Origin of the sequence: Roseovarius sp. (assembly GCF_030373445.1) — a bacterium.
In the GTDB taxonomy this organism is placed as follows: domain Bacteria; phylum Pseudomonadota; class Alphaproteobacteria; order Rhodobacterales; family Rhodobacteraceae; genus Roseovarius.
Map to the genome: position 1 here is coordinate 14,834 of NZ_JAUCYU010000003.1, position 19,575 is coordinate 34,408.

At 61.9% G+C, this 19,575-nt stretch carries 15 protein-coding genes; 2 read left to right on the top strand and 13 right to left on the bottom strand.

Annotated elements, in window-relative coordinates:
• Positions 1-54 precede the first annotated feature (54 nt).
• The 3 genes from QUV18_RS06505 to QUV18_RS06515 form a co-directional block, all read right to left on the bottom strand.
• On the bottom strand, positions 55-1,134 hold the full coding sequence (locus QUV18_RS06505) for an integrase family protein (protein ID WP_300892687.1): 1,080 nt from the start codon (positions 1,132-1,134) through the stop codon (positions 55-57).
• A gap of 364 nt (positions 1,135-1,498) precedes the next feature.
• The gene (locus QUV18_RS06510; protein WP_300892688.1) at positions 1,499-3,502 is read right to left on the bottom strand and encodes a CocE/NonD family hydrolase; all 2,004 of its coding nucleotides are present in this window, start codon (positions 3,500-3,502) and stop codon (positions 1,499-1,501) included.
• A 69-nt stretch (positions 3,503-3,571) separates the two neighbouring features.
• The gene (locus tag QUV18_RS06515) at positions 3,572-5,158 is read right to left on the bottom strand and encodes an ABC transporter substrate-binding protein (protein ID WP_300892689.1); all 1,587 of its coding nucleotides are present in this window, start codon (positions 5,156-5,158) and stop codon (positions 3,572-3,574) included.
• 175 nt (positions 5,159-5,333) lie between these two features.
• On the opposite strand from QUV18_RS06515, the gene QUV18_RS06520 reads away from it, so the two are divergent.
• Both QUV18_RS06520 and QUV18_RS06525 read left to right on the top strand, forming a co-directional pair.
• Complete coding sequence (locus tag QUV18_RS06520) at positions 5,334-6,014, top strand: cupin domain-containing protein (protein ID WP_300892691.1); 681 nt, start codon at positions 5,334-5,336, stop codon at positions 6,012-6,014.
• On the top strand, positions 6,011-8,056 hold the full coding sequence (locus QUV18_RS06525; RefSeq protein ID WP_300892692.1) for an NADH:flavin oxidoreductase: 2,046 nt from the start codon (positions 6,011-6,013) through the stop codon (positions 8,054-8,056). The genes QUV18_RS06520 and QUV18_RS06525 overlap by 4 nt, the downstream gene beginning before the upstream one ends.
• A 199-nt stretch (positions 8,057-8,255) precedes the next feature.
• On the opposite strand, the gene QUV18_RS06530 is transcribed toward QUV18_RS06525, so the two are convergent.
• The 10 genes from QUV18_RS06530 to QUV18_RS06575 all read right to left on the bottom strand — a co-directional run bounded on the left by QUV18_RS06530 (position 8,256) and on the right by QUV18_RS06575 (position 19,406).
• Positions 8,256-8,933 carry a Sua5/YciO/YrdC/YwlC family protein gene (locus QUV18_RS06530; RefSeq protein ID WP_300892693.1) on the bottom strand — a complete coding sequence of 226 codons (678 nt, stop codon included), beginning with the start codon at positions 8,931-8,933 and terminating at the stop codon, positions 8,256-8,258.
• Between the two features lie 4 nt (positions 8,934-8,937).
• Positions 8,938-9,831, bottom strand: a complete 894-nt coding sequence (locus QUV18_RS06535; RefSeq protein ID WP_300892694.1) for an isocitrate lyase/PEP mutase family protein — start codon at positions 9,829-9,831, stop codon at positions 8,938-8,940.
• Positions 9,828-10,466, bottom strand: coding sequence for a 3-isopropylmalate dehydratase small subunit (locus QUV18_RS06540; RefSeq protein WP_300892695.1), 639 nt, complete (start codon positions 10,464-10,466; stop codon positions 9,828-9,830). Before QUV18_RS06540 ends, QUV18_RS06535 begins: the two co-directional genes overlap by 4 nt.
• On the bottom strand, positions 10,463-11,851 hold the full coding sequence (locus QUV18_RS06545; protein WP_300892696.1) for a 3-isopropylmalate dehydratase large subunit: 1,389 nt from the start codon (positions 11,849-11,851) through the stop codon (positions 10,463-10,465). The genes QUV18_RS06540 and QUV18_RS06545 overlap by 4 nt, the downstream gene beginning before the upstream one ends.
• Positions 11,844-12,572, bottom strand: coding sequence for a Sua5/YciO/YrdC/YwlC family protein (locus QUV18_RS06550; protein WP_300892698.1), 729 nt, complete (start codon positions 12,570-12,572; stop codon positions 11,844-11,846). Before QUV18_RS06550 ends, QUV18_RS06545 begins: the two co-directional genes overlap by 8 nt.
• Position 12,573: 1 nt before the next feature.
• Positions 12,574-14,463, bottom strand: coding sequence for a TRAP transporter fused permease subunit (locus tag QUV18_RS06555; RefSeq protein WP_300892699.1), 1,890 nt, complete (start codon positions 14,461-14,463; stop codon positions 12,574-12,576).
• Between the two features lie 25 nt (positions 14,464-14,488).
• On the bottom strand, positions 14,489-15,442 hold the full coding sequence (locus tag QUV18_RS06560; RefSeq protein WP_300892700.1) for a TAXI family TRAP transporter solute-binding subunit: 954 nt from the start codon (positions 15,440-15,442) through the stop codon (positions 14,489-14,491).
• 33 nt (positions 15,443-15,475) lie between these two features.
• Positions 15,476-17,116: an AMP-binding protein gene (locus QUV18_RS06565; RefSeq protein ID WP_300892702.1), complete on the bottom strand. Its 1,641-nt coding sequence runs from the start codon at positions 17,114-17,116 to the stop codon at positions 15,476-15,478.
• The gene (locus QUV18_RS06570) at positions 17,113-17,871 is read right to left on the bottom strand and encodes a GntR family transcriptional regulator (RefSeq protein WP_300892703.1); all 759 of its coding nucleotides are present in this window, start codon (positions 17,869-17,871) and stop codon (positions 17,113-17,115) included. Before QUV18_RS06570 ends, QUV18_RS06565 begins: the two co-directional genes overlap by 4 nt.
• A 389-nt stretch (positions 17,872-18,260) precedes the next feature.
• A complete protein-coding gene (locus QUV18_RS06575) occupies positions 18,261-19,406 on the bottom strand; it encodes a lytic murein transglycosylase (RefSeq protein ID WP_300892705.1) in 1,146 nt (381 codons plus the stop codon).
• Positions 19,407-19,575: the final 169 nt, after the last annotated feature.

The window sequence follows — 19,575 nt, forward strand, 5'->3', positions numbered from 1 at the left end:
CCTCGCCGTGACTGCATATAGGGATAAGCGCGGAGCTCTTTTCCGCGACGTACATCAAGACCCTTCAGAACGCAGGGCCAGTTCTTTGCAAATTACGTCCATCGGTGGCCTCAGGGCATCCAGCGATGGTTTGGCGTATCTTTGACCTGTAATCGACAGCGGCGTGTGATTGAGTAACCGCCCCACGATCTCTTCCAGAACCCCTGCCTCCATGGCCACAGTCGCAAACGTGCGCCGGTGGGCGTGCGGAGACCATTTGATCTTCTCAGGGGCACCTACATGGCCGGACGGGGCCTTTGGCGATGGAAACACCCACTTTCGGCTCAACCCCTGTATCGGCGCCAGTATCTCATGATGTTTTTGAAGGATTGGCAGATCGAAGCTACGGCCGTTTTTCGTCATCGGAAGATGAATGTGATCTTCGCGCACGTTCTTCCATTCAAGGGTCAGCGCTTCAGTTTTGCGCAACCCGGTGAACAGTATCAGCTCATAAAAAACCTTGTGTATCGGATTGTAGAGATCATCCACTGCATGGCGCCAGCCTTTCAGATCTTCGATAATGGTGCCCTTCGGCTGCTCGTCGTACCATTCGATTGCCATAGTTGGAGCCTCTGGCAGATCATGAATGCGCCTAGCATGGTTCCAAACCGTCCGAAACATTTTCAAAGTGTGGTTGGCTGCAGATGGCGTGGCGGCCATGGACCGATGCCGCTCCACCACCATTGACTTGGAGATCTCGTCGAGCGGTAGGCGCATCCAGTCTTTCAGATGCAGGTCGAACTGGTGTCGGACGTTATGTTTGTGCGTCTCCGAACGAAGTCTGGGCCTGACAAGATACGCTTCCATCGCGGCAGCCAATGTCGGGGCCCCGATTTGAGTTTGCTTGCCAGCCCCCCTACCCCATTCGAGTGCAAACCCCAAGGCCGTCTGACGAGCCGCGTCTGCCGAGATCACCGGAAATCGACCTATCAGGATCCGCCGCGTCTGACCGCCCACATCCTTCTGATAATACCAGGTCTTGGACTTCTTCCCCACAAACAAAACGAGGCCTCTGACCTCGCTATCCCAATACTTGTCTGTACCTGATTTTGTCTGTGGAACTTTGCGAGCGAACGTTTCTGTGAGCTTGGGCATTTTGTCGGCTTTTTGTCGGAATTGAAATGAAGCACGGTGGTACTGAGTGATAGTCAGCGCATTTCATTATTAAATGAAATGAATGAATTAGCAACTCAGTGCAGCTACGTGAAAGTCAGGTCTCTTCCTTGGAAGGCTGAGGTCTTACTATTACACAACGCCCGCTCAACACTGCAGACCAATATTTCATGCAGATAAAAGGGTCAAGTGCCGCGTAGTGAACGGCCCGCAGCCAACACTCACTATCTCAAAATCGAGGGTCCACATGTCACCAAATCAGCCGTATGACGGCACCAAGCAGGCTTGGGCTTCAGCTTTCTCCTGATCCGCATCAGGTTCTATTACACGGCCTCTTGCCCGAGGCTCATGCCAAACGTCGCTTAACCGCGGCCGTCCAGTTGCGCCGGGCAAGCACCTGACCTTTCCACACCACCTGGAGCGATGTGGCCAGATGGTAGGTATTGGCCGTGCATTGGACGTGCAGATGGGACTCAATCTGCGCAGTACCATCCGGCCGCTTCACTTCCATCCGGTGCGTAAAAGCGGTCGTCGCGCTGAGCGGGTCGTCGGGCCGAATTGCATGCTTTGCCGAGGTCTCGAAGGAAAAGGTCGTGTCGATGTCGCCATAGAGCGTCGTGACTGGCGGCTGATGCCAATCCACAACGACTGCTCCATGCGCCTTCCTCTCGCAACCGCGGCGCAGCACGGGTGCCGAAAGTACTTGAATGTCGTTCGTCGCCGTCATGCCCAGCGGCGCGGGAAACGGGGCCGAAAGCGCCCGGGGGGCGGTATTCAGAACCGGAAGGGCCAGACGCCCCGAGAGGATGCGCAGCTCGCCAAGCCGCGGAGGTGTCCAGACAAGCGGCCAGTAGGACGAGCCGACTGACAGCCGGATCCGATTCCCGGCCTTGAAACGATAGGCGCTGGTGTGAAACCGGATGCGTACGCGGCGCGGCCCGGACCCCTGCGGCGCGTCGGGATCATCAAGTCCGTCGTCCAGCGCAAGGTTGCGGATTGACAGCCCCACGCGCGACGAGGTGCCTTCGGGCGAGACGTCGTTCAGCCTAAGGCAAATCTGGCTACGCTCGACTTCGGCCTCCACCACAAGTTCCATCTCGGCGCTACCATAGAGCAGCACATCCTCCTCCAGCGGCCCGGTCTCGAACACGAGGGCCCGGGCGTCATCCTCGTTCTGCCGCAGGGGCAGCCCGCCATATCGGCCGAAATATCCCGTATCGCCCGAGGCCAACCCGTGCAGAAGGTCTGCCGGAACATCCCAACCGGTCTCATTGTCGGACGGCGAGTCGGCAAGCGCACCTCCGACGGCGAGGTGCAGCGCGGTAACGGCGGTCTCATCCGACGGTGGGCCGCTCTCGATCCAGCCGCCGTTGCGCATGTCCAGAACATCCTGCGGTACGTCGAACTCGCGCAGCCAGACCCGCAGTTTCGGCCAAGGCGCATCGCCCGGCTCCGCTTTGAGCCAGTGATCCCACCATTCGAGCGCCACTTGCTGAAATCCGATGGCGGGGCCGGGGTGGCCCTGGTCGGGGTAATGGTGCCCCCACGGCCCCACGATCCCCCAGACCTTGTCCGACCGGGCGTCCACCAGGGACATGACCGAATTGGAATACCGGTCCGACCACCCGCCGACGGACAAGACCGGACATCCGATCCGATCTGCCTGATGCCTGATCGACCCGTGCCGCCAATACGTGCCCCGCGCCTCCTCTCGAACCCATGTTTCCAGCGGGCTTTCCAGCGCCTCGAGCCGGTCCTGCCAGCGCTCATACCAGTCCTCGCCGCTTGCCGGCGTGGGCGGTAGCGCGAGGATCGCGGGCAATGTGGCCCCCCATTCGAACGTATCTGTCAGCAGGCCGCCGCCCTTGTGGTGGATGTCATCCTCGTACCGGTCATGCGTCGCACAGACGGCAATGACCGCCTTCAGCGCCTCGGGGCAGTCGATGCTTGCCTGAAGGCTGGCCGTGCCGCCCCAGGACGTGCCGAACATGCCCACCCGGCAATTGCACCAATCCTGCGCGGCGATCCATTCGATCACGTGCCGCGCGTCGTCAAGCTCGGCCTGCGTATACATGTCAGGCATCGTGCCCTCGCTGTCGCCCGATCCGCGCATGTCGACCCGCAGGCAGACATAGCCCTGTGCGGCGAACCACGGGTGGTTCTGTTCGTCCCTCGCCCGCACCATGTCGGCCTTGCGATAGGGGATGTATTCGAAAATCGCCGGGACGCCTGCCGGGGCGATCCCCGCGGGCATCCAGATACGGGCCGAAAGCCGTACTCCGTCGGGCATCGGAATCCAGACATGTTCGATGGATGTGACGCCTTCGGGCGCGGCGGGCAATTCATTCATTTGGACAGGTCTTCACGTATTTCTTGGTAAGATGAGCGCGCCGCAGCCGGCGTGCGCGGCTCTTCGCGATCAGGCGAACCACCATCGGCGCGGCAGGCGGCTGTCATCCATCCGGCGGCTCAAACCGACCGGGCCATGGGCCAGCTTTTCGGAATGCCCGATCAGGATATTCGCAAAGGCAAAGACGGCGGTGCCGCTTTCCTCCCAGAAGATGCGCTGCGCCTCGTGATATATCTCGCGGCGCTTGGCCTCGTCCGCCTCGGCACGAGCCGCGACCAGCAAGTTGTCGAAAGTCTCGTTCTGGAACGCACTCGAGTTCCAGTCGGACCCGGATGTGTAGGTCGAGCTCAGCATCCAGTCCACCGTCGGCCGCCCGTTCCAGTAGACCATGCACCACGGCACCTTGAGCCAGACGTCCGACCAGTAGCCATCGGCCGGTCGACGGTCGACGGTCACGCTCATGCCCGCCCCGCCCAGCGAGTTCTGCATCAGTACCGAGGCATCCACCGCACCGCCAAAGGCGCCGTCGCTGGTGGCCAGCGTCAGGTCGATATTCTCGAGCCCCGCCTGCTTGAGGTGATAGCGAGCCTTGTCGGGATCGTATTCGCGCTGTTCGAGTTGGTCATTGTAGAACTGCTGCCCGCGGCTGATTGGCAGATCGTTCCCTATCGTGCCATAGCCGCTCAGCACCTTGTCGACGATCTCCTGCCGGTTGATGCCCCATTTCACGGCGCGGCGCAGCTCGGCGCTGGTGAACGGGTCCATGTCGGCGCGCATGTCGCAGGTGAAATGCTGCGTGGCCGAGACCTGCACCAGCTCGAACCCCGGCGCGTTGGCAAGGCGCCCCGCCGTCTTGGTTTCGGGCGAGCCGATGGCGTGCAGCGTGTTCGACAGAAGCCCCGACATCCGCGCGCCGGGGTCGGAGATGTTGAGGATTTCCACCTCGTCGAAATGCCCCTGATCGTCGCGGTAGAAATTGGCGAACTTGCGTCCGAGATACTGGATGCCCGGCTGCCAGTCCTCCTTGACGTATGGCCCGGTGCCGATGCCCGCCGACCAGTCGTCATTGCCTTCCTTGCCGATGATCATCGCGAACGACGACAGGTGCGTGGGCAGGTCGAAATTGACCTCCTTCTGCTTGATGAGCACGGTATCGGGGCCGTCGGCGCGCAGCTCTTCGAAATTCTGAACGATCTGCTTCGCCTCGGCGACGCGGTTGTTCTCGTCCAGCTGTTGTTTCAGCGACCACACGACATCCTCGGCGGTCAGCGTTTTGCCGTCGTGAAACTCCACCCCCTTACGCAGATTGATCGCCCAGGTGCCGTCGGCGTTGCCTTCCCAGCTTTCCGCAAGGCTGGGCTGCGGGGCGCCGGTCTCGTCGATCTCGGTCAGGGTGTCGTAGCTCGACAGGATCGACAGCGTCGGATGATCGGCACCGTTCATCTGCAGCGGGTTGAACGTGTCGGTCGTCGCGCCCCCGTCGGCCCCAGCCTTCAGCGTGCCGCCCTTCTTGGGCGTCGCCGCCTGCGCCTCGCTCCAGAGCGAGCCGGCCATCGCTGCCGAAAGCCCGGCGCTGGCGGCTGTGCGCATGAAGTCGCGGCGCGATATACCGGCCTTGGCCCGGGCCGTCAGCCGCGCAAGTTTGCCATGTTCCATTTGAATCTCTCCCGTTGCTGCGCCCCTGCGGCGCTTGTGATTGGTCTGCGGGGTCGAATCGCAGACTTCTGCAACAATAATTCGCCTTTATCGAAATTTTGTAAATGAATTTCGTTGTAATCAGATTTTATACCGCTGTATGCTCCCCTTGACCGGGAACAGCGGAAGCCAGAGCATGACAGGACAGAGCAACGTAAAAGCCATGGCCAAAAGCCTTCTGACAATGGGCTCGGAGGTGCGCCAGCTGCGCAAGGCCCGTCAGATGACGCTCAAGGACCTGAGCGCGACCAGCGGCGTTTCCCTCAGCCATCTCAGCACTATCGAACGCGGGATGTCCCAGCCTTCGATGGACGCGCTTACCGCCATCGCCGATGCGCTTTCGGTGACGCCCGACTGGTTCTTCGCCCGCCGTCCCGGTGCAGGCCCGATGGAGCAGGCCTATGTCGTGCGTGCCCAGAACCGCCGCAACCTGAATTCTCTTTACGGCCAGGATGCGCAACAACTCGGTTATACCGATACGCTGATCTCCAGTTCCATCGGCGGCAACTTCTACATGGGCCTCGCCGTTTACCAGCCCTATTCCGAGCGGCCCGACGACCCGCTGCACAAGCATGAAGGCGAACAGCACGGCCTGATCCTCGAGGGCGAGCTCGAAATGCAGATCGGCGACGAGGTGATCACCCTGCGCGCCGGCGACAGCTACAGCTTCGACGCCCGCATCCCGCACCACGCCCGCAACAGAACCGACAAGAGCTGCAAACTGATCTGGGCCGTTTCGCCCGTCGTGATCCCCAAGGATGTCCGCCACAACGACGAAGGCCGCGGCACCGAGTCCCCCGAAAGTGACCGCAAATGAAACAAGACCCGCTCCTCCAGCCCTACCAGCTGAAGCATCTCACGCTGAAGAACCGGATCATGACGACCAGCCATGAACCGGCCTATCCCGAAGACGGCATGCCGAAAGCGCGCTATGCCGCTTACCACGCCGAGCGGGCCAAGGCCGGTGTCGCCCTTGCCATGACCGCGGGCTCCGCCGCGGTCTCGAAGGATTCGCCGCCCGTTTTCAACAACATCCTCGCCTACAAGGACGAGGTCGTGCCGTGGATCCGGCAGCTTACCGATGCCTGTCATGAACATGGCTGCGCCGTGATGATCCAGCTGACCCATCTTGGCCGCCGCACCGGCTGGAACAAGGGCGACTGGCTGCCTTCCATCTCGTCGTCGAAGCACCGCGAACCGGCGCACCGGGCGTTTCCCAAGCTGGCCGAGGACTGGGATATCGAGCGCATCATCGCCAATTTCGCCGACGCGACCGAGCGTATGAAGGAAGGCGGGATGGACGGTATCGAACTTCAGGTCTACGGCCACCTGCTCGATCAGTTCTGGTCGCCGCTGACCAACGATCTTGACGGTCCTTACGGCGGGGCGACACTGGAAAGCCGGATGGCCTTTCCGATGGCCGTTTTGCGCGGCATCCGCGACCGCGTCGGCGAGGACTTCATCGTCGGTCTGCGCTACACCGCAGACGAGACCACCGCCGGTGGCATCACTCCGGACGAGGGCCTCGAAATCTCGAAACGGCTGGCCGACAGCGGCATGGTCGATTTCCTGAACGTGATCCGCGGCCGCATTCACACCGACCCGGCGATGACCGACGTGATACCTGTTCAGGGCATGAAAAGTGCCCCACATCTCGATTTCGCGGGCGTGGTGAAAAAGGCGACCGGCATGCCGACCTTCCACGCCGCCCGCATTCCCGACGTGGCGACGGCCCGGCACGCGGTGGCCGACGGACTGCTCGACATGGTTGGGATGACCCGTGCCCACATGGCCGACCCGCATATCGTCAAGAAGATCACCGAGGGGCGCGAAGACGATATCCGCCCTTGCGTCGGCGCCACCTATTGCCTCGACCGCATCTACGAAGCGGGAGAGGCGCTATGCATCCACAACCCGGCCACGGGGCGCGAGCTTTCGATGCCGCACGCCATCCCGCCCGCCGAGACGCGCAAGACTGTCGTCATCGTCGGCGCGGGCCCCGCCGGGCTGGAGGCCGCCCGCGTCGCGGCCGAGCGCGGGCATGACGTCACCGTCTTCGAGGCCCAGCCCGACCCCGGCGGGCAGGTGCGTCTCACCGCCCAGAACCCGCGCCGCCGCGAGATGATCTCGATCATCGACTGGCGGATGGCCCAATGCGCGGCCCGTGACGTGATCTTCCACTTCAACACCTTTGCCGAGGCCGACGACGTCACCGCCCTGAACCCGGATGTGGTAATCGTCGCCACAGGCGGGCTACCCAACACCGAGCTTTTCGAAAGCGGCCGGGAACAGCCCCTCGTGGTCACCGCGTGGGATCTGATCTCGGGCGATGTGAAACCTGCCGAAACCGTGCTGGTCTACGACGAAAGCGGTGATCACCCGGGCCTGATGGCGGCCGAGATTGCGGCCAACGCCGGGGCGGAGGTCGAGGTGATGACCCCGGACCGCACCTTCGCCTCCGACATTATGGGCATGAACCTTGTCCCCTACATGCGCACCCTGCAAGACAAGAAGACCACCTTCACCGTCGCCCGCCGCTTGCTCGACGTGACCCGCGACGGCAACAAGCTGACCGCGCGCGTCGGCACCGATTACAGCGATCACGTTTCCAAGCACTCCTATGACCAGGTGGTCGTGAACTACGGCACGCTACCGCTCGACGATCTCTATTTCGAACTCAAGGCCCTGTCGTCGAACGCCGGCGCAGTCGACTACGACGCTCTCACTGAAGGCCGCCCGCAAAAGATCTCGCGCAACCCGGATGGCGAGTTTCAACTCTTCCGCATCGGCGATGCGGTCAGCGCGCGAAACACACACGCGGCGATCTATGATGCGCTCAGGCTGGTGAAGGACATCTGACGGAAGAGGAGCTAGGCCGATGTCGGGAACCAGCTCCATTCGCATTGGCAAGCGCGACGCAAGCAGCGGCAGGGAAGATTAGGACCACTTCAATTTTCTAGAGGCTGCGGACGCGGCCAACGTGCCGCACCATCGTTGCCACCTCAATGTTCTGTACCTGAGCACGTTTTTACTTGCCCTTCCATCATACCCGCGACCGTTACGCTGCCTTTCTCAAACTGATCCCGAACTCGAGCTCAAGCGCGTCGGTGATGAGTTCGTAGCATGATCCGACCCGAACGACCTTCATTTCGCTGAGGTCAAGAAGGGTCGAACTCTTTTCGTACAGGTGATATTTGCGCAGTCCGTAATCCACGATGACGTCAGCAACATCGCGGATCTCGGGTTCGATATCCTCGACGCGGAACTTAGTGCCCTGCATCGTACGGTTCGCGGATGACCCGAAGAGCGGATGGCATTCTTCGCGGCTCAGCCGGGAAATTTCTGCATGAAACGCTCCGGCATTGAGAAGCATGCAGACCGTGCCATCCCGGGTCGACCGGCGCAGCCCCTCCTCGTCAAGCGCCTCGATCAGAGGGTGGTCCAGATGCGCCGGTGCAATGATGCCGAGCGGCAAGCCTCGTTCCTTGGTCAGGCAGTTCACCACGTCGCGCTGTTCCGGTGTCAGGTCGTGCAAGTCCTCTGACATGGTGTTGTCGCCGATCATGGCGTTCAGCTTGTGTTCGGCCCGTTGCTTGGCATCGAAAATCCTGATCAGTGAGGGCGTCGAGCCCCCGATCAGGGAATAACCCACATCCATCGGCAGGATCGCACTGCCTCCGGACTTGAGTACATCGAAAGCCCGGCGCGCGTCGGCTTGGATATCGGTTCTTGCCATGGTCTTATCCTTTGTCGTTCTGTTGGGACCACTTGGCTTCGAAGGCCCAGACGTCCTCGAAACCCATAAGGCGGTTGAAGTCGGAGAAATCGAAAAGCGGCTGGTTGCCACCATGGCTGGAGCCGGTTTCGCGCAAGGTAGTATAGGCTTCGCGAAGGGCGGCCCCCGCGGCGAGAAAGCCGAAGGCCGGGAAAATCGCTGCGCTGTAACCCAACTTGGCGAGCGAGGGGGCGGAAAGCACCGGCGTGCGCCCCCCTTCCACGATATTGGCCACGAGCGGCGTGTCGAAACTCTGACAGATGCGTTCCATTTCCTCTTCGCTTTCCGGGCTTTCGATGAACAGGATATCGGCGCCCGCTTTGGCATAGACTTCGCCCCGGCGCAGGGCTTCGTCCAGGCCATGGACGGTGCGCGCATCGGTTCGCGCAACGATCAGCAGTTCCGGATCATCGCGGGTGTCGATCGCCACGCGGATCTTCTGGGCCATGTCCTCGGCCGGTATCACCTTGCGGCCAAGCGTGTGGCCGCATTTCTTCGGAAACTCCTGGTCTTCGATCTGGATCGCGGCGGCGCCCGCCGCTTCGTATCCCCGCACCGTGCGCTCGAGGTTCAGCAATCCGCCAAACCCGGTATCGGCATCGGCGATGAGCGGTGTCCGGGTGCCCCCGGCGATAGCGGTGACGCGAGAGAGCATCTCGGCATAGCTGATCAGGCCCGCATCCGGAATGCCCAGGTGCGAGGCCGTCGTGCCATAGCCCGTCATATACAGCGCGTCAAAGCCGATCTGGTCGGCAATGCGCGCAGAGATCATGTCGAACACGCCGGGAATGGAGGTCAGGCCCGGCGCCCGGATACTCTCTGCCAGCCGTGTGCGGAAATGAAGATTTTGGCCCGTCATGAGTGATCTCCTGAAACGGCGAGGATGTCTTTTGGCGCCCACGCCTGGCCGCCAAGATAAGCGTCGATCTTGCGCCGGGAGGTTTCGGCGCGGCGGATCGCCCGGTCGAGCGGCATGTCCCCATCGAGGATGGCTCTGCGCGCGGTCTCTTCCATCGACAGGACAAGTGCAGGCCTGCCGTCGGTCATCAGCGTACCGGTGGCGATATCTATGTGTAAGCTCGCGGTTCCGGCCGTGATATCGGGGCACAGGGCAAGGGCGGCGATCTCGTCAAGCGGTGCCGTCAGACAGGCCAGCCCGCACGTTGCCGCGTTGCCGGCGAATATCTCTCCGAAGCCGGCGGCGATGATGGCTTCGAACCCGGCATCCTGAAGCGCCCAGACCGCGTTCTCCCGCGAAGAGCCGCAGCCGAAATTTCGCCCGGCAATCAGAATGTTGGCCTTGTCATAGCGCGGGTCGTTCGTCGGGAAGCCGGGTTTCGGCGTTGCATCCGCGTGACACCGCCAGTCGGCGAAGAGCGCCTGGTCGAACCCGCCGGGCAACGTGTAGAACCGCGCGGGGTAGAGCGCATCGGTGTCCACGTCATCAAGAAAGAGCGGCATCGCGCGCCCGGTTATCGATGATTTCGCGATCATGTCCCTGCCCCCGCCAATGCGCCGGGATCGGTGATGACACCGGTGATCGCGGCAGCTGCGGCCGATGCGGGGCTTGCCAGATGCGTTCTGGCACCTGTCCCCTGCCGGTTCTCGAAATTCCGGTTGGTGGTTGAGACGATACGCTCTCCCGCGCCGGCCTTGTCTACGTTGAGGCCCGGGCACATGGAACAGCCGCTGTCGCGCCATTCGAAGCCGGCCTCCTTAAATATGAGGTCCAGCCCCTCGGCCTCGGCCGCGCGCTTGACGGACATGGAGCCGGGCACCACGAGCGCCCGGACAGTCGCAGCCACCTTCCGCCCCTGCAATATGGCTGCTGCCTCCCGCAGGTCGGACAGCCGCCCGTTCGTGCAGGACCCGATGAAGACCCGGTTGACCGGCGTCCCCAGCAGCGACGCGCCCGCGTCGAGCTGCATGTAGTCCAGCGCCCGGGCGTCAGCGGCGGCGGGGATCGTGCCGCAAATTGCCATGGCCTCGCCCGGGGTGGTCCCCCATGTGATCTGGGGCCGAAGACGCGAGACATCGAATGTGAGCGTCTTGTCCCATGTCGCCCCCGGATCGGTCGCGACGTCCTCGCAGGCGCGGCGCAGGGTTTCGAGCACGTCCGGCGAAGGCGCCAGCGGCCGCTTGGCGATATAGTCGAACGTTGCCTCATCCGGGGCCGTCATGCCGATGCGCGCGCCCATCTCGATCGCCATGTTGCACAGGGTCATCCGCGCCTCGACCGTCATGCCGGCAAGCGCCTCGCCGGTGAATTCGATCATGTGGCCGACACCCGCCGACACGCCGAATTCCGCGATCAGCCCGAGGACGATATCCTTGGCCGACCCCCCCTTGGGCAAGGTCCCCGTCAGCTCGACGCGCATCGTCCTGGGTTTGCGGATCGCCAGCGTCTGGGTCGCCAGGACCTGTGCAATTTCAGAGGTGCCGATGCCCCAGCCCATGGCCGACACCCCGCCCATGGTGCAGGTATGACTGTCGCCGCACACAACCGTCATTCCGGGAAGGATCAGGCCGAGCTCCGGGGCGACCACATGGACAATACCCTGGTGATCGTCGTCCACGTCGAAGTGCCGTATGCCAAAGTCGCGGGCATTCCTGCGGAACATTTCGAGCATTTCCGGACCGCCCGGCACATTGCCCGTCGCACGCCCCGGATCGGTTGACACGATATGGTCCGAAAACCCGATAACAAGGTCGGGATTGGCCACCTTCAGACCGCGTTTCCGCAACTCCTCGAACGCCCGCGGCGTTGACAGTTCGTGTAACAGCAGCCGGTCGATGAACAGAAGGGACTGGCCATTGTCCAGTCTCTCGACCTCGTGGTTGTCCCAAACCTTGTCCAGAAAGGTCCTTGCCTCAGGCATCTTGAGCCTCGCCCACGGCCGCCCCGCGCACCAGGTCGCGATCCGGCATCGGCGGAATCTCGATAGAGAAATGGCGGTTCAGGATGTCGCGGATCTGTTCGTAGCAAACGCCGAACCGGTGCACCTCGAAGCTGTCCACGTCGATGATTGTCGAGGAGATTGCCATCGGGTTGTTGTAGCGGCACAGGCCGTAATCCACCTTGATGGCGGCAGCATCAAGAACCGGGGCCTCGACATCTTGCAGGCGGAACTTCGATCCGCCGAGCGAGACATTGGCCGAAGAGCCCATGACCGGCGTTCCGTTCTGCCATGAGATGGCCGTCAACGCCCGATGCAGGGGCCCTGCATTCAACAACAGATCGATCGTGCCGGACTTGGTCGACCGCTCGAAGCAGAACGGGTCCAGCGCCCCGGTAAAGGCGTTGCCCTCACGGTGCTTGCCGACAATGGACAGCGGCAGGTCGTAATCCTCCGTAATGGCCGCGACCACCTCTCGCGCGCGTGTGTCCACGTCATGGACCTCGTGGAAGATGTCGCGATTGGCCAGCGTTCCGTTGGGCTTGGAAAAACTGCGCCCCTTCGCGGTGTAGATGCGCTGGATCGCCTCGGCGGTCATGCCGAAGACCGCATAGGCCACGTCCAGGGGGATAACAGCGACGCCGCCATCTTTCATCGTTTCGTAAACGCGCTGCGCGTCCGTGTCCGGATCGAGGACGGTCATGTCAGGTCCTTTCCTGAGGAAGTTTCACGATTGGTTGGAAATTGGTGCGGGTGCCGATCCAGAAGAGGCCGAAGATCAGCACGCCAAAGATCGAGATGTACCAGACCGGCACCAGAAGCGCGCCGCCGCTGGCGATCAGGATGAGCCGGCCCAGCCCGGTTACATGCGTGAACAGCCAGCCCGTCAGCCCGCCCGCGATCACGGCGGTGCCGGCCACGGCCGTGGCCACGGAAATGACCAGCCGGAGAGGATCGGCCGACTGCAGAAGCAGAACGGGGTCGTGGATGAAGATCATCGGCAGGATGAAGGCGACCGCGCCAAGCGATATCGCCCGCATCGACGTCCGGATGGGGTTCGATTGCGCGATGCCCGAGGCCGCGTAGGTGGCAAGGTCCACCGGCGGCGTGATGTGCGACAGGTTCGCGTAGTAGAAGACGAAAAGATGCACGGCGATCGGCATGTAGCCAAGCTTGATCAGCGTGGGCGCAACAACGGCCGCGGCAAGGATATAGGCCGCCGTGGCCGGCAGGCCCATCCCCAGGATGATCACCACGATCATGCCGAGGATCAGCGCAAGGATGCGGCTTTCCTGGGCGAACTCGATCAGGAATTGCGAGAACTTGATGGCAAGCCCCGTGCCGTCCATGCCACCGATGATGATGCCGGCGCAGGCACAGGCGCAGAGTATCGGCGTCGCCTGTTCGGTACTGTCGACCAACGCCGCGAAGATGGCGCGCGGCCCCATGGGCTGCAGAACCCAGGACAGGACAACACAGAAGCCGACCGTGTAGAGCGCGGCGCGCACAGGCGGGATGTCGATCGCGATGAGGCCGAGCAGAAGCAGCACCGGGATGAGATAGGGGCCACAGCGCAGCAACGCGGCGGACCGGGCCTCGCCCTCGGTATCGGAGCGGATATCGAGCTTGCGGGATTCGAAATGGACCGACAGGAACACCACGACGAAATACAGGATGGCGGGAAAGATCGCGGCGAGGATGATGTTGCCATAGGGAACTTGCAGAAGCTCTGCCATGATGAAGGCGCCGGCCCCCATCACGGGCGGCATCAGCAGCCCCCCGGTGGAAGCCACGGCTTCGATCGCGGCGGCGAAGTAGGGGCGGAACCCGGCAGCCTTCATGAGCGGGATGGTAAAACGGCCGGTGCCGACCACGTTGGCCACCGAACTGCCGGAAATCGTGCCCATGATGGCCGAGGAGAAGACGGCCACTTTGGCCGAACCGCCGTAAGACCCACGGGTGAATGCCCGGCTGAGATCGAGCACGCGATCCATTGTGCCCATGCGCGCCAGAAATGCCCCGAGCGAGACGAAGACGAAGATCAGCGTTACCGCGACTTTCGGCGCCACGCCGAACAGGCCCGCGCTCTGCGTGTAGAGCGAGAAAGTCATGAAGGACATGTCCCAGCCAGCGTGTCGCCACGCGGGTGGCAGCATGTTTCCAAGAAACGCATACCCGATCATTACCGTCGCGATGATGGGCAGGGCCCAACCGAAATAGCGCCGGGTGACTTCGAGCACCGACAGGACCGCGACGACACAGGCGATCTGGTCCCATATGCTGGGAATGACCTGGCGCACCTGGATAGCCATGTAGTTGAACACGACGTTCAGGAAGGCCGCGGAAACGGCGATGGCGAAAACAATGTTGAGTGCAGGATGGAGCCATACGCCCCGGCCACGCCGGGACGTATGAAGAAACGCAAAGGGCAGGATCAGGGCCATGGTCATGGCCGTCTGCCACATGGGCTGAAGCAGGCCGTAGTAGTTCGCCGACAGGACGAAGACCGAAATACCTGCGGCAAAGACGGCAAGACCGTTGCGCCAGAGCGCGCTACCCTTGCCGGTGCCGGTGTCTTCGAAATCTTCGTGCACGGTTCAGCCCTCCCAGCCCGGACAATCAGTCGAGCCAGCCCTGTTCGTTGTAGTAACGCTCGGCCCCCGGGTGCAGCGGCGCGATCGGCAGCAAAGACGCCTGCAGCCAATCCGGCGTCAGGTATTTCTGCGAGGGGTGGACGTTCTCGAGCTCGTCGAGGTTTTCCCACAGCGCCTTGGTCATCTTGTAGACCAAGTCTTCATCCACATCGGCGTTGATGATGTTGATGGTGTAGCCGACGATGATCGGCACATCGGCATCCGTGCTCTGGTAGCTTTCGGCGGGCACGACACCGCCGGACAGCAGGTCGCTCGCCGCATCCACCGCCTCGATCTGCTCATCCGTCAGGCCGACGATACGGATGTCGCGTGTTGCTTCAAGTTCCAGCACACCGGCGGTGGGAATGCCGGTGGTCTCGATGATTGCGTCAAGTGTGCCGTTCTTCAGCCCGGCCACCATTTCGCCATGGCCGATCTGGTATTCATCGATCTTGTCATAGCCGACGCCGAGCGTTTCAAGGATCACCTTGTTGGTTTGTTCCCCGACAGACCCCACCGAGCCGACACCGACACGCAGGCCTTCGAGATCTGTCCAGTCCTGCACGTCGCTCTCGGCCGGCACCACAAGCTGTGCGCCGTAGACGTAAATCGGCATCCAGGTGCGAACCTTGTCGGCCTTGGGCTGACCTTCGAAATTGGCGATACTGCGGACGGCCTCGTAAGGCGCACTGTTGCCGGCGGGACCAGCCTGAATGCGGCCTTGCTGAACAAGCTGCGTCGTCGGCACGCTGGGGCCCGAGGCCTGCACGGTCATCGAGACTTCGGGCACCTCGCGATTGATGACCGAGGACCAGCCAGTCATGATCTGGAAAGTCGTATGGCCTGAGCTGGACGCACCCTGAACGATGCTTTCCTGGGCACTCGCGGACGAGCCTGCCAGGGCCACCGCAACGGCGGCGGCCAGAATATTGAGTCTCATTGATGTTTCCTCCCTTGAAGTTTTGGCCTCTCCTCAGGCCGGTTGGCTGGCCAGATCCTTAGCTTTCTGGCGCAGTACGAATTTCTGGATCTTCCCTGTCGAGGTTTTCGGCAAAGCCCCGAACACCACGCGGCGCGGACGCTTGTACCCGGCAAGCCGGTCCCGGCAGAAAGCAATCAATTCTTCTTCCGAAGGCAGGCGGCCGGGTTTGGCTTCGACAAAGGCACAGACGGTTTCGCCCCATTTTTCCGACGGCTCTGCCACGACCGCCACATCTAGCACGTCGTCATGTTGGTAGAGCACGCTCTCGACCTCGATGGTCGAGACATTTTCCCCGCCCGATATGATGATGTCCTTCAGCCGATCGCGGATCTGCACATAACCGTCGGCGTGACGCACCGCGAGATCGCCGGTCGAGAACCAGCCGCCCTCGAAGGCCTTGGCCGTCGCTTCCTCGTCCTCGAGATAGCCCTTCATGACGACATTCCCGCGCAGAACGATTTCTCCCATCGTCTGGCCATCTGCCGGAACGGCTTCCCGCGTGTGAGGATCGACAACCTCCATGCCCTGCTGAGTTGCATAACGCACGCCCTGTCGGGCCTTGCGCCCTGCCAGTTCGTCTGCCCCGATTGACGGCCAGTCGGTCTGCGGCTCGCAGACCACGCAGGGGCCGTAAACCTCGGTCAGGCCGTAGACATGCGTGATCTCGATGCCGAGCTTCTCGACATTGCCGATCACGCTTGGCGCGGGGGCTGCTCCGGCGGTGAAGGCCTGCACCTTCTGTGCAAGTGGGCGGCGCACGTTCTCCGGCGCGTTGGCCAGCATGTTCAGGACCACGGGCGCACCACAGAAATGCGTGACGCCACATCCATTGATCGCCTCGAAGATCGCCTCTGGCTCGACCTTGCGCAGGCAGACATGCGTGCCCGCATTGGCGGTGATCGTCCACGGGAAACACCACCCGTTGCAATGGAACATCGGCAATGTCCAAAGATAGACGGGATGGCGAGGCAGGCACCAGGCTTGCTGGTTGCCCAACGCGTTCAGATAGGCACCACGATGGTGATAAAGCACGCCCTTCGGCCGCCCGGTCGTGCCCGAGGTATAGTTGAGGGCGATGGTCTGCCATTCATCCTCGACCGCGTCGGGCAGTGGGGTATCGGCCCCTTCTGCCAGAAGATCCTCGTAGGAGGGCACGCCCAGCACCGGAAGGTCCGCAGTGGCCGGGTCATTGATCTCGAACACGGTCAGGCGGTCGGACAGGCGCAAAAGAACGTCCTTGAGGGGCTGGCCCAGCTCCCTGTCGACAAGCAGCACGCGGGCACCGGAATGGGTCAGGATATACTCGACTGTCGCCGGGTCGAGCCGCGTGTTGACCGCGTTGAGGACGGCCCCGATATGCGGCACGCCGAAATGACATTCCAGAAGCGCCGGAACGTTGGGTGCCATCACCGCGACGCAGTCACCGGTGCCGATGCCCCTACCCGACAGCGCGCTGGCCAGCCGTAAACAGCGCGCCTGCATCTCGCGGTAGCTGTACCGCCGCTCGCCGTAAACAACCGCAGTTTGGTCAGGGTGCACATCGGCCGTTCTTGAAAGAAAGGACAGCGGCGTCAGCGGCACGTGATTTGCCGCCGACATTGAAATTGCGTTCAGGTTCGGCCGTTCCGTCATCCTTCGCTTTCCTTCCTGATACCGGCACGCTCCTTCGCGGGCACGAGAATGCGCTTGCCTCTCGACATCGGCACGCGGCGCGCTTGGCTGCCGGCCCGCTTCGTTTTCTTCACCGACATTCGGTCGCGGGCGGCCCAGATATGCTCACGCATCAGCCCCGCCGCACGGTCCGCCTCCCCGGATGTCAAAGCGGCCAGAATGTTGACATGGGCCGCATGGCTCTCTGTCAACTGCTCTGCCGAGAAACTGAAGAAGTTTCGCAACGCCAGGGGCAGGTCCGCTGTCGACGCGATCTGGCGCAGCAGGAATTCATTGCCGCAATTGTCATAAATCTGCCGGTGAAACCGGTGGTTCATCTTGAGAAACCACGCCCGCTGTTCTGCACTGTGGTCCGGAATGTATACAATTTCCTCCATTTGCCGGGTCAACTCCGTCAATTCCCTGACAAGGACTGCCGACAGGCCGCGACGCCCGCTCAGCCTGACGGCCTCGGCCTCCAGGATCGCCCGCACGCCATAGATCGCCCGCACATCCTCGATCGAGAAGACCGTGACGCGATATCCGCGGTTCGCTTCCCATGTCAGAAATCCCTCGGCCTCAAGCCGCGCCAGAGCGATCCGGACGGGCGTTCGCGAGACCTGCGTATCCCTGGCAAGCTGCGTCTCGGACATCTTGTGCCCCATGGGAAACTGTCCATCGCAAATGCGCACCTTGATGTGCTCATAGGCGATCTGGGCCAAGCTGTTATCTTCCATTTTCCCGTCCATACCCGGTTGTTCCCACTTCGGGACAAATCCGGCAACATAGATCTACAATATACTTAAATTGTTGTTTAATCTGATATTTTGAGCATTTAGTTAACCATAATTGTATTCAAAATTTCCAATAACTAAGTCGTAAACGATTTAAAAACAAATACATATGACATTTAAATTATCACGATATAGCAGAACCGGTAGACGCGGCTTCGCCGTCCGTGATGCGACCCCGGCTCACCCGTAATTACAGCATTTGAATTATACGCGTACCGGCCCGCCAATGATCGCGGAACGCCCCCTAGAGACGATCAACCCACTGAAGGGGAATGGAAAAAGAACCTTCAGCCAGTCTGCAGAAACAACGGAACGCTCCTATCGCCGCCGGCTCACCTCAGCCCGCGCAAAAGCTCCACCGACGGCTCGCCCGTCACAGGCAGCCCCCGGCTCGCCTGATACCCCCGCAGCGCCTCCCGCGTATCGGGACCGATCACGCCATCGGTGCCGCCCGTGTCGAACCCGCGATTGGTCAGACCCCGTTGCAGCGCGATCCGGTCATCCTTGGTCAGCCCGTTGGCATCCGGCGGAAACTGGCCAACAAGCGGCCCGGCGCCGCCAATCCGGTCTGCCAGATGCCCCACGCCGATAGCATAGGCGTCAGAGTTGTTGTACCGTTTGATCACCTGGAAATTGCTGTTGACCGCGAAACGCGGCCCGCCCGGCTGGGGTTGCAGCACACGACCCGACGTGCCCGCCGGCACCTCGCGCCCCCAGCCCCGACCGCGGGTCCAGCCATTTCGTGCGAGATAGGCTGCGGTAGAGGCCAGCGCATCGGATGGGTCATCCGACCAGATATCGCGACGCCCGTCGCCGGTGAAATCCACGGCAAACGCCTGGTAGGAAGTCGGAATGAACTGCGTGTGCCCCATGGCCCCGGCCCAGCTACCGGTCATCCCGCGTGGTGAGATATCTCCGTTCTGCAAAATCCGGAGAGCCGCAAGAAGCTGTTTCTCAAAGAAGGCACCGCGGCGCCCATCGTAGGCCAGCGTAGAGGTGGCGGAGATCACGGGGACATTGCCCCGACGCGCACCGTAGAAACTTTCCAGCCCCCAGATGGCGGTCACGATTTCAGCGTCTACGCCGTATTGGCTTTCAATGGCGCTTAGCGTTGCCCTTTCCCTTTGCAGAGCGGCACGGCCCTTCATCACGCGCTCATCCGAGGCGGCAATCGAGAGATAGTCTTCAAGGCTGCGCTTGAATTCGGTCTGGTTGCGGTCCCGTTTTATGACACCGGGTAGGTACCCGGCTCCGCGGAATCCTGCGTCTAGAGTGGTTTCGCTTATCCCCTGTCGAACGGCCCGGGCCCGGAAAGAAGCGACCCAGGTATCATACCCTTCATTTCGCACAGGCTGAAGATCGGCAGGCAGGATCTCCGACCCGCCGGTATCCTCTGACCGGGGGCCGCTTACGCCTGTACATGCTGAGAGGCTGAGAACTGCGGCCCCAAGGCCGAACTGACGGCGAGACAAAATCATTCTTCAAGGGCTCCTACGGCAGTTGATCATACGCTCCTGACAAACTGAGCTAACGCTCTCTCTGTCCGAAACAAGCTCGACTGTAAATCAAGCGCGTCCAACCAGTCCAATGCTGAACGGCACGACAGCGATTCCAATTCTGGCGGTCACGCAGACACTCGGTTTTCCA